The sequence below is a fragment of the Belliella baltica DSM 15883 genome, assembly GCF_000265405.1.
Classification (GTDB): Bacteria; Bacteroidota; Bacteroidia; order Cytophagales; family Cyclobacteriaceae; genus Belliella; species Belliella baltica.
This window is the reverse complement of sequence record NC_018010.1, coordinates 1,379,348-1,395,834: the sequence shown is the minus strand read 5'-3', so window position 1 is coordinate 1,395,834 and position 16,487 is coordinate 1,379,348. Positions and strand designations below refer to the sequence as shown.

Sequence of the window (16,487 nt, the reverse complement as noted above, 5' to 3'; positions counted from 1 at the left end):
ACTCAAATAGTTTGAAAAATTCTATTTTCCCATATTCAGCTTGTGGTTTTTGAATTTTTCAAAATTGTAGTAAAGGAAATTTGTTCTGAGAATGATCACCAATAAAATAGGGATTAAACTAGGGTGAAAAGACTGCCATCCCAAAATCCAAAAGACCACAGCAGCATCAGCCATGATCAAAGCAAACATCAAATATTTCCTGACCCAAACAGCAGCTTCCTTTTTCAACAAGCCATAAACCAACCCCAAATGCAGAGGAAAAGCCCAGAGCAGATTCCAATTCCATTTGGTTTGAGAGTGGAAAGTCAAAAACCAAAGCACCACTACCAACAGGCCTACAAGACCCAAAACAGTAAACAATGCCGCATCAAACCCAATGTACAATCTTTTCTTTTTATAGCCCAAATAGGTGATTACCATAAATACAATTGCAATCAACCACATGATCAAATAAGGATTAAACAGACTTCCACCTGTATTTTGCTCAGGAAACTCTAGGATAGTTCTTTGTGATAATACCAAAGGTCGAGAAGGTCCATCGCCTTCGATGATTGCTCTTTGGAAAGCAGCTTCCATATAATCCGGCAGAAATTGCTTATCCCTTTCACTTGCCCTTGCGTCGATCACCGACCCTAAGGCCAAATCAATCCCCAAATCATACCAAGGTAGCGGGTAAACATATTCATCAATCAATTCCCTAAAAGACTTTTCTTCGGCATTTGGCTGTTCATTCCACTGAAGCTGATTACCAAGCACGGTTTCGAAAAGATCTCGAATTCTTGTTGCGCAATTGTCATAAAAGAAGTCGTAGCGATAGAACTTGTTTTCAGGAAGGGTATTTACCCTGAGAAAATTGATAATTTCTTGGGTTTGCTCAGGATTAAGATCTAGCACTTGCTCTCTTACATCTCTTTGAAAATATTGGTATTCATAAATAAAACGGTCAAAAGTGGTCACACTGAGCATATAATCTAATGTTCTTTGCGTGAATTTCACCACAAAATAGGGAGCATTAAAATCAAAAGTCCCGTAATTAAAGACCAAATCTTCGCCAGTTTCTTGATTGATGATTCTGATGGCGCTGTGTCCAAATACAGAATAAATCTGATCTCCAGGATCACAAGTCAAAAGGCTCACCTGATAAGACTCTGCTTGAGCAAAAAAGCTAAACGTATAAATAAACGTATATGTAAGGAAAAGCTTTTTGAAAATATATTTCATAAAACTAAATTTATAACCCTGACCAATTTTTTTTTATTATGACTTTTTGGATTTACTTCTATCAATCTAAAGCTATTCGTAATTCGACACGAATTTACAGGATTATCTTGTTTTTTTTGGTTTATCTTTTTTTTGCTGCTACTTCATTCTCACAGATCATTTTAGAAAATGGAGATTACCGAACCATTGCAACGGGAGACTTTGATAATCCGGCGATTTGGGAAGTTTGGAATGGTACTGCTTGGGTAGCTGCCATAGAGAAGCCTACAGCTACGAATAATATCTTTCTCCAACGAGGTCACGAGGTGAGGCTAATGGGAAATGAAGAGGCAAATAACGTCTATTTATATAGCGCTGCTAGCCCTGGTAGAAAATTGAATTTACAAACATTTGAACTTAGAGTTAACGGGGCGCTTAGAGGGCTTCGCTTAGAATCAGGAGAATTTGAAATTAATACCGTGACAAACGCCACAACAGACTGGATTTATCCAGAGACTGGAAGCATTGTTTTTGTTGGTGAAAGTAGAGTTGTTGTAGATCGTGCATCTTGGAGTGCTAGTAATAATAACAGTAGATATCGGGTTATTTTCAGACCAAACGCGGGACAAACCCTAACGGTCAATTCTGCATTCAAAGCAAATGCATTCATTATCGAGTCTGGAACTGTTCGGCAAACTTTAAATACCTCAGGAATTCCAGCCTGTTCTACTTTTTCATACAACATACAAGCAGCCTTTAATGGAACAGGACCCTACGGAGATTTTATCATAGAATCTGGAGCTACCTTGATTTCAGAGTGTCCAGGTCCTCCACAAGAACAGATTATCAGAAGAACAGCAACTATTCCAGGAGCATTATTCCATCTCAAACCTGGAGGAAATCTGGTTTTGCTTGAAAACAATCCTCAAATGGATGTCGCGGATTTTCGCTTTGAAGGAAATGTCTATTACCGATCGAATACAGGAACCCAGAGCTTAATTCAAACAACCTTTGCCAATTCAGGAAATCCAAAACATTACCATAATCTCCTTTTCGAAAATGCAGCGTTGAAAGTATTGCCTGACTCTATTTTCTTGACTGGAGATATTGGAAGATTGACAGGTCCTGAACCGAGTGATGGGCCTACTTTCTTGAGTTTTCAAGGGACGGGAGAACAACAGATTGTCAACTGGGATATCGATGTTTCTCAGATTGAAGTTGATAAACCAACAGGGAGGATCTTTTCCAACAATGATATTCGAAGTAAAGGAAACTTCTTTATGACCTCTGGTCAGATTGATTTCAATGGCTATGACCTTTATGTAAATACAATTGGAAGTGGGGCATATTTCTATTCAGGTGGAACTTGGAGAAATATTCAGAACTTTTTTTACCAAAATCTTCCTACATCTCTTGATGGAAAAAATTCAAGCTTTCCATTTGAAGATGTCTATCAAGATGGAATCAGAAGAATGCGGCTAACTGGGAATTCTCCCGGAGGCAATTTGAATATTAGGTACATAGAAATCCCAGGATCAAATGATGAGCCTGATTATAACGATACAGACGGAACACCAATTTTGTATCAATTGAATTCATATTTTGAGCTAAGTGGGCTTTCTGCTGGAACAGATCCAATTAGAATGGAATTGGCAGCAGAAAATTTAATTGTAGATGCAGTTGATGACCTCAGAATTGTAAGCAATGGACTTGCCGCTCCTGGCATTCATGTTCCCGGTGCGGATGCTGATACCTTATGGGCAAGAAGAGATTTGCTATTTGACGAGCTCAATAATCAATCCTTCACCATTGGAAGTTACAGGTACCTTTCCATACTTCCCGTCACCTATCTGGAGCAAAAAGCAGTTTGGAATCAAGGAAAAGTTCGAATAACATGGACAACTGCCGAAGAAAAAGACAATCAATATTTTGAGGTTGAAAAAGCGATCGAGTCGATGGATAATTTTCAAGTAATCACCAAAATACCTAGTCATTCTAAAGCCGAAAATACTTATACTTACGAATTTGATTGGAAGGAACCAATCAAAAACACTTATTTCAGAATTAAGCAAACGGATTTTAATGGAACAAGCACTTACAGCAAAGTTTTCCGATTAGAAGGAGGTTGGAAAGAATTGGATGTGCCAAGAATTTATCCAAATCCACTAGTCTCGGAACCACTACATTTGATTTTGCCCTCACATTATAAACAAGATGAGACAATCATTCAAATCGTTGGCATAAACGGAATTACACATTTTTCTGATTCTTTTCGATTCTTCAAAGAATCTTTTGATAGCTCAATATTGGATCCTGGGATCTATATTTTCATTATTCATGATAGGACATATCGTCACCATATCAAGTTTATCAAAAAGTGATTTAATACTTTATCAAAGTTACAGCTTTAGGCTCCAGCGTTTTTTTTATATCTTTTGCTTTCATTACAGTAAATCTTATTGATTCATTCTCAAAAATTAGAATTCATGCAAAACCCAGAAGCAAACCTTGAAGCCTTAGGTCTAATTTTACCGCCTCCTCCCAAACCAATTGGTGTGTATCGGCCGTTTTTAATAGATGGAAAACATCTTTATTTATCAGGACATGGCTCCTTCAATGAAGATGGAAGTTTGATTATCGGAAAAATTGGTGATGATATGGATATTCTAACTGGTAAAATGGCTGCTAAACAAGTTGGTCTTGCCATGTTAGCTACGATCAAATCTAATCTCGGCTCATTGAACAGAGTCAAAAGAGTGATCAAAGTTCTCGGAATGGTGAATTGTACACCTGATTTTGAAAAACACCCCTACATCATCAATGGTTGTAGTGAACTTTTTGCTGCAGTTTGGGGGCCTGAAAATGGCATTGGTGTAAGAAGTGCAGTCGGTTTCAATTCCCTTCCAGACAACATCCCCGTGGAGATAGAAGCCATGTTTGAATTAGTATAAGTGATTAGTTAAATGGTTGAACAGTGAATTGAGTTCTTAGAGTTACTCTACAAAAATAGACCTGTCAGGTTTTAAAAACCTGACAGGTCTTTCTACTTCAGTTCTTCCAATCTTTAATCGAACATCTCCTCAATTAAATTAGTGTAGAAATCTTTCACATCCATTCCAATTGCTCTGACTTGTTGAGAAATCAAGCTGGTTTCAGTTTGTCCTGGAACTGTATTGATCTCGATGAAATAGAATTTTCCTGTTTCATTTTCTAGAAAATAGTCTACTCTTACAGCACCTTTACAATTCAGTTTCAGGTATATTTTTTCACAAATTCTTTTTACTCTAGAAACTTCTTCCTCACTCATCCTTCCTGGCGTAATTTCTTCTGCGATTCCAGGAGAATACTTTGCTTCAAAATCAAAAAACTCTTTGCTGCTCACAATTTCTGTGGCAGGTAGAACTGTTGTTATTCCTTTAGCACAATAAATTCCAATAGAGAATTCTCTTCCGGAAACAAACTCCTCTACCAATACTTGAGCATCTTCCGCAAAAGCTCTTGCCAATGCTTCTTCCAATTCACTTGGGTCTTTGACTTTGGTCATTCCAATGCTACTCCCTCCATTATTTGGTTTCACAAATAAGGGAAGTCTTAAATCATGAAGAATTTCTTTCCTTCTTTCTTCCGTGTTTTTGAAAAGATGAAAAGAACGGGCAACAAACAATTCGGGGATATCATGGACGATCGCTTTTGTGTAGCCTTTATTCATGGTAATAGCTGAGGTCATCGCATCGCAGGTAGTGTATGGAATCTTGAGCATGTCAAAATAGCCTGCCAACTTCCCGTCTTCGCCAGGAGAGCCATGAAGGATGTTGAAAACACCATCAAAAGTAATTTTTTGATTATCTAAAACTATTGAAAAATCATTCAAATCAACTTTGATTTTTTCACCGGATTTGGTTTCATGATACCAATTACCTGGATAGATTAAAATTTTAAAGACCTCATACCTTTCCTGGTCCAAGTGTTTCTCTACTACTGCCGCACTTTTAAGTGAAATTACAGATTCACCTGTAAAACCTCCGGTAACTAAGGCAATTCTTTTCTTCATGGGTATAAAATTAATAAATCAAAATGTGAATTATGAAAAAATATCATTCTATTAATAATTCAAGTAAAAATATCCAACACATCTCCATTTATTTAAACATATGGCCTTTCAAATAATATTAGTACTTAAAATAAGTGATTACTACTGATACTAAATATTTTAGTTATAATTTAAAATTGAATATTTTCACAATTAATTATATTATTATGAGACAAATTAAACGTTTTATTATGCTGATTGCATATAGCGGTCAAAGTGACCCCCTATCAGCGCTGCAAAGTGACCCCCCGGAGTTAAGTAATTTTTTTGGTCAGGAATAGTGGACTTACATCGCGTTAAAGTTATTGTTTTTCGGGATTAATATTACGTTTTCTTCTCAGGGATTCTCCCTTTAGTTCTATCCGGTGAGCATCGTGCACAATTCTATCCAAAATAGCATCTGCAAGAGTTTGATCTCCGATTATTTCATACCATGCACTGACCGGTAACTGCGAAGTGATGATGGTGGACTTTTTACCATGTCGGTCCTCTATAATCTCCATCAGCAACATTCTGCTCTGAACATCCAGGGGTTGTATCCCAAAGTCATCGAGTATCAACACATCAAGTTTTTCGAGTTTGAGCATCTCTTTGATAGAAGATCCATCAGCCTTAGCCATTTTCAGTTGGGTAAGCAACTTAGTCGTATTCGCATAAAGGACTTTGTGTCCCTTGCTACAAGCCTGATTGCCCAAGGCACAGGCAAGATAACTCTTACCTGTGCCTGTACTTCCTGTCATCAGAATGTTTTCTCCTTTGTGGATGTATGCTCCGTCTGCGAGTCTCAATAGTTGATTTTTGTCCAGTTCACGCCCGGGACGAAAATCCAGTTCCTCGACAGTGGCTTTGTATCGGAAACGTGCACCACGAAGGCTTCGATCCATCCTGCGGTTTTGACGGTCATCCCATTCGTTTTCCACGAGCAGACTAATCAGTTCATCCGGTGTAAGGGATGACAGAGAGCCGGATTCTGTGGCATGACTGAAGCTTCGTGACATGCCGTAAAGCTTCATTTTTCTCATTTTTTCAATTGTTTCTTGTATCATTGGAATTGGTGTTTGTTAACTGAAGTATCTGTTGCCACGGATGTTGTGGTGTTTGGGCATCTGGGAAGACTCATCCAGCTGTTCATCGGAAAAACTGATTGCGTCTAAATTTTTGGAAAGGATCTGTTCAATCATAGGATAGGTGTAAACACCATACTCTGACGCTCTTTTGCAGGCTCCAGTGATCCGCTGTGAACCCACTTTACGGGCAAGATGAAGGATTCCGGAGCAGGATCTATAACCTTGCTCCGGATGGGGAATAGATTCCATCAGGCTGGATAGGAATTTCCCTACCTCCTTGCTGATCTTATTGCCTTCACTTACAAAGAATTCATAACTCCAATCGGATACATACTTCTGGTTTCCGGCCAGATGATCCCTTAGTGTCGTGTACTTATGCTTCCTTTTATCGCGTTTGTGTTTGGCTATAGGATGATACTTGTAAAAGATCTCTACCTGGTCATCATTGAAAAGGACTTTGACTTTCTTTCCCATATACTGATGGGGAACACTGTAGTAGTGTTTATCCTCCCCAAGACATATGTGGGTGTTTTTCATTACAGTGCACACTTTGACACTCATCAGCTGATAAGGAAGTTCGGGAAGTGCCAGCAGACTGTTCCGCTCAAGTGTCTCAAACTGTTCCCTGCGACTTTCCTCACCTCTGAGTGCATAGTCATTGTAGTTGGATACCAAAGGAACAAGTGCTTCATTAAGGCTTTCTAAGGATAAAAACACCTTTCCCTGAAGAGCTACATAAATCCGCTGATATACCAGTCTTACAGCACCTTCGACCAGAGACTTTTCTCTTGGCTGACGCGGTCTTGCCGGAATGATAGTGGTGTTGTAATGCTCAGCAAAGGTTTCAAAGGTCTCGTTCAGGACTGGAGAGTATTTGCTGCCTTTGGTAACTGCAGACCGGAGGTTGTCAGGCACGATTACCCTTGGAACCCCGCCGAAGAACTCCAGCATCCTTGTGCAGCTTCCGATGAAGTCGGGTTTCTTCTGGGTGTAAGTGGCTTCCACATAAGTGTATTGAGTACAGCCCAGCGTAGCCACAAATACCTCTACAGGAAAATGCTCCCCTGTATCGGGATCAGTGACATAGAGCTTTTTACCCGCATAGTCGATGAATACTTTATCTCCGGCTAGGTGCTCAAAATGCATCGTTAGCCCCTGCTTACCCACGTATTGCCGAATATGTTTGCGGAACTGGCTGGCCTGAAAACCGTCAGGATGCTTCTGTCGGTATTCTTCCCAGAGACGCTGACGTGTCATGCCTTTTATTCGCAACTTCTTAACGATCCCAGGCAATAAAGGAAGTAATACTTCCAGCCTGTCACTTTGCTGCACAGGGGCTGGTGGACCTAATATTAATTCAGCTAAACCTTCATCGGAAAGCTGATTAACCTCTTCAAAGGAAAGGCCTGTTTGTTGAAATCTTTTAAGATAGGACTTGACAGTATTGCGGGAGACTCCCGTCAATTTGCTGAGCTGCTTGGAGCCATGGCCTTCAAAATGGCCTCGTAAAATTTGTTTGATCTTGTTCATGGTAAGAGTGCGATTGGCCATGGGAATGCTTAATTGTTTGCACTCCTAACAGGACTTAAAAGCCTCTTATTCCATTCCAGAAAAATAACTTTTGACGGGGGTCAATTTACATCACCAGCCGGGGGTCAATTTGAATCACCAGCTGGGGGTCAATTTAAATCGTCAGAAGGGGGTCAACTTCATCATTTTTTGCAGTATGTTTCACGGACAATGATTTTACGAATCAGTATGGTCACGGCATGTCGGCCAATCATCACATGATAGGAGGTAATAGCAACTGGACCTCATGGCAGCAGCACATGAGTGCGGAACACAACCCTGATGATGAGCATTACGGATATTTCGATATGAACTCTTCGACATTCAACTACACGTTTGATCTCATAGGTACTTCTGATGGCGGCACACAGTATTTCACTGGCAAAAGATAATTGGTGCCTTTGGCGACAATGGTGCTAGGCTCATTTGCTATTATCAGGCGTAATGATAGGGGTGGACCGGGCAGGCACTGACAGATTGCAACAAAGCTCCAGACAAGAAGTTACTAACAATTGTATTTTCCTTGGGCAGCTATCACTATATGACCTGCCTAAACCTGACATCAATCATTTTTTCAGCCAACTCAGGTCATATAATCCCAAAGTACGACCTCTTAGTTTTGACAGGTAATGTAATGATTTGCGAAAAGTAACTGCAAAAGATCATTAAATTGTAAGAGCACACCAATAGGTCATAAATTCCCTCTTAACACTTTCAAGTTGGGAATGGATTTTACCTGGCTGACGTAGGGCTGCTCGCTAAACTTTTGGTCACCTATGATTATCAGGAAATTACATAAAATACAAATGCAACTGGCTCTGAGCCTGCTCATCGCTTTTTCAGGGGTATTCGTGTGTAATTTTCTCTGTGACTTAGGCATTCTGGATATCCGCATATATTCTAGCAGGTCTGGGGGTATAGCCCATCGACACGACAGTAATCACCAACACGGCCATTCGGAAAATTCAGGCGATCATCACAATATCCATCCTGCCGGAGAAGTAGGACATCAGCATAAAGACAATCACACCACACATCATCAGCACAACAGCAATAGCGAGGATGAGTGCTGCGAAGAAGAGACCAATCAGCTACTGGCCAGTCTGGTCCAGTATGAACTGCCAAAATTCGAAACCGAAAAAATACCGGTCCTGCTCCACGCAGTACAATACGATATTGATTTCGTAAGCTTTCATATACATAAAAACACCGATCCTTACCAACTGAACAGTTCGCTTTCTCCACCTGTTGGTGGTAGTTTCCTGCGCATTCTGTATCAGTCTTTCCTATGCTAGACATGCAATATTGATCATTTGGGATCTCCTCCCAAGAAGAGGTTCTTATATCTCATTTTTTACACAAAATCAATATTGCAATGAAAACTATCACAATACAGATAAAAAACATGGTATGCCTCAGGTGCGTCCATGTGGTCAAGCAGATCCTGCATGACTTGAATATTTCTTTCACAGAAGTAGACCTGGGCTATGCCACTTTAAACATCGATCCGTTTCCGGATTTTGATCTCATCAATGAGAAGCTCGAAGTGCTGGACCTGGGGCTGATCTGTGATCAGAATGAATTACTGATTGCCGAAATCAATAAAGCCATCCATTGCTACATGGAAAATATAAGCTGGATAGGCCACCGGCAAAAGCTTTCAGATTATATCGCAAAGGAGGTGGCGAGAAACTATCACCAACTGAGCAAAGTATATAGCCGGTACTCGGGGATCACCATCGAGCAGTATTTTATTGACCTCAGAACAAATAAGGTCAAAGAGCTGATCAGGCAAGGTGACCTCAACCTGAGTCAGATCGCTATTACAGTTGGTTACAGCGGTATCCACTACCTGTCCGGGCAGTTCAAAAAATATACCGGAATGTCGCTATCTGACTACCGGAAGAGTTGGGAGGATGAAATTTGTAGGTCTTTTGAAAGGCAGGCATCCCTTAAAACCCAACCAGAGAAGTGTACTTGTGGGTGTGGCTGTGAGGACTGTCACTGTGCTGAAAGTCAAAACGGACAAGCGAAGCAAGACAACCCAGTGACACCCGTTCTGTTGAGCGCATGTACGTCACCTGCTGATAATGAAGATGTGGATGTACAAGCTGAGAAAGCTAATGTAGAAGAGGTCATCAAAGCCTACAAGGCAGGTATCGAGAGGCTAAGTGTAGAGGGACTGACCGGGCTTTTCATGAAAGACTCAGAAATATTTGAGTCAGGTGGAGAGGAAGGATCCTTTACCCACTATCTTGCCCATCACCTTGCTCCTGAACTGGAGGTGTTTGAGTCATTTGACTTTAATGACCATAAAATCAAGGTAAAAATTGACATGCCGTACGCTTTTACGACAGAGACCTATACTTACAAAATCGTCCTGAAATCGGATGGTAAATTGATCGAACGAAAAGGTGTGGCTACATCAATCCTTAAAAAAGAAAATGATCAGTGGAAGATCATGAAAACCCATACATCAGCACGTGCCATGAACAGTTGACACTGATCTTTGGTATTGAGTAACTGAAAACATATTAGCTCCATAATAGGTGAAAAGAAAATATATCGTTTAGGTCAAAACACTCCGGAAGCCCTCTTCATCCAAAAAGGATAGCGAAATTTGGGAATCGTATGTCAATGGTGATGAAGAAACTTTTGTGCACATCTATAATGAATATACCAAACGGCTGCTAACATTCGGCTTGCAATTTGCGTCCAGGGAAATAGTCCTGGACGCCATCCAGAATCTTTTCCTATATCTGAATCAGCGAAAAAAGAAAATGATTGCTGCATTTTGTGTCTACGGATCACCAGATCGGCTCCTTCCGCAATTATTCGGCCACCAAACAGCATCATGTAACTCAAAGACTTGCAAGCCAGGCCCTCTCACCACCCTGGGGCCGGAACACGGATGCAGCCCAAAAACCACGAAAATTTATTATCTTATCTACCAAACGGATAATAATCCGCTTGCGAGTAAATCCAGCTCAGCATCTGTCTGTCCCTTTCCGTGAGATTGATCTCAGTCAAATCGTGCCAATGCCCGTGGGCGGTCCCATTCATCACGTCATATCGGACATCAGAGTGAACAGGGCCCAATAAATGACCGAGCTCCTGAACGAGGGTTTCGCCTGCCGCACCCAGTCCACTGTACCTGCTCAGAGGGAGCATTCCGATAAGGTTTCGTCCCGGCATTGCCACGCCCAGTGCACCCTGTGGCACGCTTTGACCCGACCAATCCATTTTTATATCTGCGTTGTTTGGGTTATCGGTGAGCTCAAAAATGTTGGCATTCAAACCAATGCTCCTTCCGGCACTGTTCCACACATTCATTGCCTTTTGAACGACCGCCGAATATTCCATTGAATAACCAAAACGGGTATGGTTTGAATAAACTATTAGAGGAAAATCACTTTTATCCCATCTCATGGGCTTACCCGAGGACACCTCCTCATAGCCATAGCCAATGTATCCATACCCGTCTGGTTTTGAAAGCGGAGTGTTAAGACCGCTGCTACTTCTGGCGTGAAAATAGGCACTTGCCTTTAGTTCAAAATACCCGGTTCCACCATTTTGATAGGTCAAATCAAAACCCAATTGGTCATTGTAAACAACCGGGCTACCGCTTGATAGTTTGGCGATGACCCTCAACGTATATTGCCCGTCGGCGGGGATATTTATGGAAATATCATGGTCGGCATGATTTTCCGAGTCAACAAAATAGATAAAGGTTAGGTGATGGTGGATGTGGGCACGAATGCTCACAGTTCCGCCTGACTGGTTGATGAATGCCACATATTCAGAGTTTGTCCATTCCCCAAAATCGCCTTCCAGCAGTAAGGTCTGGTTGTCATAGTGGTAACGGTCAGCATTGAATGTCACCGATTGGGCAGTGACTGACAACCCAGTCACCAAGAGCAGAAAAAAGATGGCCATGCTTTTCATAGCAATAAGAGGTTATAGTTCCCTTCTGCCGGTAATGTCTAGGAGCTCATCTTCGAACCTGTCCATTTGTCGTTCAAGCGTTTCCAGGGTATGGTGTGCGTCTTCTCCGTGCACTCCTGCCAGCTCATGAAGTGTGTGTTCTATATCAGCCAAAGTCCTGCTCACCATTTTATATTGATCAGTGGGGGCTTTGATGAGCGCCTCCCTGAAAACTTTCATCAGGTTTTCATAAAAGGAAATCTCATTGGCCGCACAATCTTCACATACTGACGCAAGTGATAAGGCGATGGAGTTGACCCCCGATTTGAGTGTGGCAAAATATAGCCGTATCTCATTCTCGAGCATTTCCGCATTGGACATACAAGCATCTTCCCGGATGCTGACATTACGACCTGTAAAGTCACTAACCCTTCCGGTGAGGGCCTCCAGTTGCCCCACCACCTCTTTAAGCTTCGCCTTTGCCATGGCCTTATTGTGGGCTTGCAGTGCGTTGGACAGTACCGCACATCGAGAACTGTATTGAATCAGGCTGTCCAGGTAGGAGCTGGTCAGGTAGACGCTGCTTTTCATCAGCTTCATGCTTTCCTCCGCCATGCTTTTAGCCTGCCCTGAAACCCTGTCATGATCATGGCCCTCGGCCAGCTCATGAAGCTTCAGGGCGGTGTATTTCAGGTTTTCGGCAGGAGCCAGCAACGAATTTTTTAAAGTAGATGCGGGCAATTCTATTTCACATTTTGGCTTTTCGGGTTGCTCCACAGCTGGCTGGCTTTGCTCCTGGCTTTGATTTTGACTGGCCGATTGCCCACATCCTGAGAGCAGCCCTAGCATAATCCAAATGTAGAATGGGGTTTGAAGGCCGGTTTTAACTGAATATTTCATAGTTCTAAAGATTAGGTTTCAAATTTTGGCTTTTTGATTGACAAATTACCAAACAAGCAGTCTGCATGGTAAATCCCTATTAAATATACCGTTTATGATGAATATATCCACAGTAGGGTCAAATTGATGACAATGAATGACAGGCAAACCAACCATCTGGTCTTGGAAGGAGCGGCCCAGAGTGACCTTTATGACACCAAAGTAATGTATGGAGACCTGCACCCTGCCATCCACAAAATGATGAAGAAATTTCCGATCAAGATCACCGGGATGTAAAACGATCATTCTCCTAAGCGTGAATTATGCCCTAGCAATTTCCGCTTTCACCAGCCTGCAAAATATCGTAAACCATAGCCAAAATATGATAAACGAAGTGGAGGTCCTTATTCCTAATTATGATTATCCGCTACTTTGCCAGTAGGGTTGGATAGAAGCAATAATAAGTCGGTCAAAGAGTCTTTCTCCAAAGTATCTTCGGTTTAGTTTGTAGCAAAACTCGTCGATGTAGTTCTGAAGCCTTCTTTCTGATATCATTTTATACTTTCTAAGATCACTTTTGAGGTTACTGATTGCTGTATGAGCCCATTTAAGGTTGAATCTACCCTCTTTTGTTGAAGATAATTCGGTGACATGGACATCCACGAAGTCCTCAAATTTAGCGTAAGTGGTACTGTCATCGGTTTGAAGAACAGCATCTTTATTGATGAAGTCTTTAATCAGTTTCTCTGCCGTTTTAGCCTTTAAGTCCTCAATTTTCTTCATCTTGAAGTATCGGCAGCTTTTGGTTAACTTCTTTGTCTTAGGATCCTCAAGAATGGTTGATTCAGCCATCACAGCCACTGTGGACTTCTGCTGGGTTCCTCGGCCCCGATTGAGAGATTCTTCTTTTTCTGGGCTGAGGTTGACTTGGTGATGTAAGCTTCATCATATTCTACCATGTCTTCGAGCTTATATTGATCATCCCGCTTACCCATTATGACACGAATCTTATGGCATAAATCAAAGACGGTTTGGTAGCGAGTAAACCCCATTTGTCGCTGGAGTTCAAGAGCGGTAAACCCCTGCTTAGTGGCACTAAAGAAGGTCATGGCCATCAACCACTTACGAAGTGACAGATTGCTATTTTCCATCACAGTTCCACTTTTCAAACTGGTACGGAATCCGCAACTTTTGCATTGAAACATACTTTTACTGTGGAGCCAATAGTGCTCTTTTTCCTTGCACTTTTTGCAAACCACGCCTTCTTGTTCCCTTTTAACCTTGAAAAACCTGATACAGGATTCTTCATCTGGAAAGCGCTCTTCGAACTTCAAAATATTCATGGTCAGAACCTTTGTTTTGACCAAGTAACCTCACTTTAGCTTGATTACCAATCGATTGTCACCAACTGTCAGTATATAATTTGGCTACTGGCAGAATTCCGTATATTCATATTCCTAATTTCAAAAAGAATTAACTGTGACTTAATGCTGACTAAAAATAGTTATGAGAAATCCACCTTTCATGACTGAGGTCAGATATCCGAATAATGAATAATGAATTTTTAAACCAAATTTTATAGATATGAAAACGTTAAAACTCACATTCACGATGCTCTTAATTAGTGTAGTCTGGTCATACGCTCAAACTATTCCAATGACCATGTTCGAAAAAATCAAAGATCAGCAGGTTCCTGCAGCAGTACTCAAAACATTTGAGACGGAGTTTGGCCAAATCAAGAGCAGTATTCAAAAAGGGGCATGGTATGCCCACTTCGAGCATACAGTGAATAAACCGGCCGATCAAGGGACTGCGGGAACATCACGGGCGATTCCGTTACACTATAGTTATATAGGCAAAATCGATGGAAAGAAAGTTGAAATCAAATTTACACCTAAAGGAAAGCTAGCCGCTACCAAAGGTGTAGAAGAGAAAACGTCTAACTGATAAATTAACAGGTCTCTTTTCAGGGGGTGTTAGAAGATAGACTTTTCTAACACCCTTTTTTTGTAATAACGAGCTAGTATTTGGCCGAAAACTGGATCACACGAATTAAAAGATTGGCAAATCACCTCCTGTCATAATTTCTTAAATCATTGCCATAATATGGTAAACCGGGGGTAAGTCCTTTTCCTAATTTTGAGAAGAATTACCGAGTACTCAATACTAATAAAAAAATAATATTATGAAAAATCTTATCAAATTATTTTCAGTTTTCTTTATGGTCCTATTATTGGCCGCTTGTGATAACGACAAGGTCGAGCCTGGTGACCCTGTAGTAAAAGACAATGTATCCCTCGAGCTGGATATTCAACCCATTCTGACAGCTAAATGCGCTACCTGCCATAATCCAACAGAAGTCGAACCGGATTTTAGAGAAGGTATGGCCTATGCCTCGTTTGAGGAGTTGATTGACCTTGGGGACGTCATACCTGGAGATGCAGAAGGAAGTGAGCTAGTCGAAATGCTGGAATTTCGCAGTGAAGATGGTAATAACATGCCTCCCGCTGGCCCTTTGACACCCACGGAAATTGCGCTCATCAAGAAATGGATCGATGAAGGGGTAAAGGACAACTAACCGTATTTATAGCTAATTACTAGTCACATCAATTTTACTATTCACATTAAGTATATGAAAAACACTACCTTACTTCTCATGCTGTTTTGCTTTATGACTTTTACAGTAGCGGCTCAGGAGGAGGATTCCATTCAGTCAAAAAAAGTAGATAAACCCGAGCGAGCAGCTTTTCAAAGCGGTTGGTTGATTGACAATCCTACAGGATTGATAAATTCAAAAGGCACCTTTCAATTCGACATCCAGCACCGGTTTGGGGTCATAGAAAGTGGAAATCGCGACCTTTTGGGGATGTGGGGGCCAGCCAACATTCGTTTGGCACTAAGCTATGCCATTTCAAACCGAATAACCCTGGGATTCGGGACGTTGAAAGATAGCCGTATGCAGGACTTCAACTTAAAAGCCGGCCTGCTACAACAGACCCGTTCCGGTAGTGTACCGGTAAGTCTCGCTTATTATGGCAATGTGGCTATAGATGCACGGGAATCGGAATTTTTTCCCGAGTCTTCCAACCGGTTTGCCTACTTTAATCAGCTGATTTTTACCCGTAGGTTTAATAGAATTGTCTCTATGCAAATTGCTCCCAGCTACTCTCATTACAACCTGGTTTCCCCAGAACTTGATAACAGTCAGTTTGCGGTGGCTCTGGGAGGCAAAGTCAGTATCAGCGACAAAACATCTATCCTCATTGATTATAGCCAGCCATTAAGTCAAAACACTGACAATCCAGGCCTTTCGCTGGGTATAGAAATGTCTACAGGACTTCATGCATTCCAGGTCTTTGTCGGTAATTATAACGGGATTTTACCTCAAAGAAACTATATACTGAATAAGAACAGGCTCTCCGAAAACCAATTCTTGATTGGGTTCAATATTAATCGACTATGGTTCTAAAAACAAATGACTTATGAAGTCAGAATCTAAAAACATTCAGATCTCCCGAAAGAAATTCTTAGGCCTTAGTCTGACGTTGCCGTTTTTGAACGATGCCACTTCTCTGGCAGCGGAACCTGCCCGCCAACAAGCGAAGGACGATGAATTCATAACGATGCTCACAGCAGATGGCAAAGCTGTGAGAGTGAGAAAGGATGCAGTTAAAAACGCAAAGGTGATCGAAAAGAAGATGTCCAATCAGTCACTGCTGAACTGGCTGAAGCCAAAAGATTTCACAAAATAAGAATAA

At 41.3% G+C, this 16,487-nt stretch carries 15 protein-coding genes and 1 pseudogene; 9 read left to right on the top strand and 7 right to left on the bottom strand.

Translation table 11 applies throughout. From position 1 onward, the window contains the following. Positions 1–21: 21 nt before the first annotated feature. The gene (locus BELBA_RS06500; protein WP_014771942.1) at positions 22–1,221 is read right to left on the bottom strand and encodes an Lnb N-terminal periplasmic domain-containing protein; all 1,200 of its coding nucleotides are present in this window, start codon (positions 1,219–1,221) and stop codon (positions 22–24) included. Positions 1,222–1,259: 38 nt separating this feature from the next. Here BELBA_RS06500 and BELBA_RS06495 point away from each other — a divergent pair, with 38 nt between their 5' ends. Continuing rightward, positions 1,260–3,581, top strand: a complete 2,322-nt coding sequence (locus tag BELBA_RS06495; protein ID WP_014771941.1) for a T9SS type A sorting domain-containing protein — start codon at positions 1,260–1,262, stop codon at positions 3,579–3,581. 105 nt (positions 3,582–3,686) lie between these two features. After that, the gene (locus BELBA_RS06490; protein WP_014771940.1) at positions 3,687–4,151 is read left to right on the top strand and encodes a RidA family protein; all 465 of its coding nucleotides are present in this window, start codon (positions 3,687–3,689) and stop codon (positions 4,149–4,151) included. A gap of 113 nt (positions 4,152–4,264) precedes the next feature. Here BELBA_RS06490 and BELBA_RS06485 read toward each other — a convergent pair whose 3' ends face one another. From BELBA_RS06485 to istA, 3 genes are all read right to left on the bottom strand, one after another. Continuing rightward, complete coding sequence (locus BELBA_RS06485; RefSeq protein ID WP_014771939.1) at positions 4,265–5,251, bottom strand: D-alanine--D-alanine ligase; 987 nt, start codon at positions 5,249–5,251, stop codon at positions 4,265–4,267. A 341-nt stretch (positions 5,252–5,592) separates the two neighbouring features. Beyond that, positions 5,593–6,336, bottom strand: a complete 744-nt coding sequence (gene istB / locus BELBA_RS06480) for an IS21-like element helper ATPase IstB (RefSeq protein ID WP_014770947.1) — start codon at positions 6,334–6,336, stop codon at positions 5,593–5,595. 15 nt (positions 6,337–6,351) lie between these two features. Beyond that, positions 6,352–7,908 carry an IS21 family transposase gene (gene istA / locus BELBA_RS06475; RefSeq protein WP_014771937.1) on the bottom strand — a complete coding sequence of 519 codons (1,557 nt, stop codon included), beginning with the start codon at positions 7,906–7,908 and terminating at the stop codon, positions 6,352–6,354. A 794-nt stretch (positions 7,909–8,702) separates the two neighbouring features. On the opposite strand from istA, the gene BELBA_RS06465 reads away from it, so the two are divergent. Together BELBA_RS06465 and BELBA_RS19850 are read left to right on the top strand one after the other, a co-directional pair. Continuing rightward, positions 8,703–9,221, top strand: a complete 519-nt coding sequence (locus tag BELBA_RS06465; RefSeq protein ID WP_041779260.1) for a hypothetical protein — start codon at positions 8,703–8,705, stop codon at positions 9,219–9,221. 80 nt (positions 9,222–9,301) lie between these two features. Next, on the top strand, positions 9,302–10,426 hold the full coding sequence (locus BELBA_RS19850; RefSeq protein WP_169315101.1) for a helix-turn-helix domain-containing protein: 1,125 nt from the start codon (positions 9,302–9,304) through the stop codon (positions 10,424–10,426). A 443-nt stretch (positions 10,427–10,869) separates the two neighbouring features. Here the strand turns inward: BELBA_RS19850 and BELBA_RS06445 are convergent, their stop codons facing one another. Together BELBA_RS06445 and BELBA_RS06440 are read right to left on the bottom strand one after the other, a co-directional pair. Beyond that, positions 10,870–11,871: a zinc metalloprotease gene (locus tag BELBA_RS06445; protein WP_014771934.1), complete on the bottom strand. Its 1,002-nt coding sequence runs from the start codon at positions 11,869–11,871 to the stop codon at positions 10,870–10,872. 12 nt (positions 11,872–11,883) lie between these two features. Beyond that, positions 11,884–12,750 (bottom strand): hypothetical protein, encoded by an 867-nt coding sequence (locus tag BELBA_RS06440; protein ID WP_014771933.1) that lies wholly within the window; start codon positions 12,748–12,750, stop codon positions 11,884–11,886. Positions 12,751–12,882: 132 nt separating this feature from the next. Between BELBA_RS06440 and BELBA_RS19625 the strand changes: the two genes are divergently transcribed. After that, entirely contained in the window at positions 12,883–13,026 is a 144-nt protein-coding gene (locus tag BELBA_RS19625) for a hypothetical protein (RefSeq protein WP_157466065.1), read from the top strand. Between the two features lie 123 nt (positions 13,027–13,149). Here the strand turns inward: BELBA_RS19625 and BELBA_RS06435 are convergent. Beyond that, positions 13,150–14,072, bottom strand: a pseudogene (locus BELBA_RS06435) (IS1595 family transposase). A gap of 241 nt (positions 14,073–14,313) precedes the next feature. On the opposite strand from BELBA_RS06435, the gene BELBA_RS06430 reads away from it, so the two are divergent. From BELBA_RS06430 to BELBA_RS06415, 4 genes are all read left to right on the top strand, one after another. Next, on the top strand, positions 14,314–14,676 hold the full coding sequence (locus BELBA_RS06430; RefSeq protein WP_014771931.1) for a hypothetical protein: 363 nt from the start codon (positions 14,314–14,316) through the stop codon (positions 14,674–14,676). A 238-nt stretch (positions 14,677–14,914) separates the two neighbouring features. Beyond that, a complete protein-coding gene (locus BELBA_RS19060; protein WP_014771930.1) occupies positions 14,915–15,307 on the top strand; it encodes a c-type cytochrome domain-containing protein in 393 nt (130 codons plus the stop codon). 54 nt (positions 15,308–15,361) lie between these two features. Beyond that, the gene (locus BELBA_RS06420) at positions 15,362–16,198 is read left to right on the top strand and encodes a DUF5777 family beta-barrel protein (RefSeq protein ID WP_014771929.1); all 837 of its coding nucleotides are present in this window, start codon (positions 15,362–15,364) and stop codon (positions 16,196–16,198) included. Positions 16,199–16,211: 13 nt separating this feature from the next. Then, the gene (locus tag BELBA_RS06415; RefSeq protein ID WP_014771928.1) at positions 16,212–16,481 is read left to right on the top strand and encodes a hypothetical protein; all 270 of its coding nucleotides are present in this window, start codon (positions 16,212–16,214) and stop codon (positions 16,479–16,481) included. Positions 16,482–16,487: the final 6 nt, after the last annotated feature.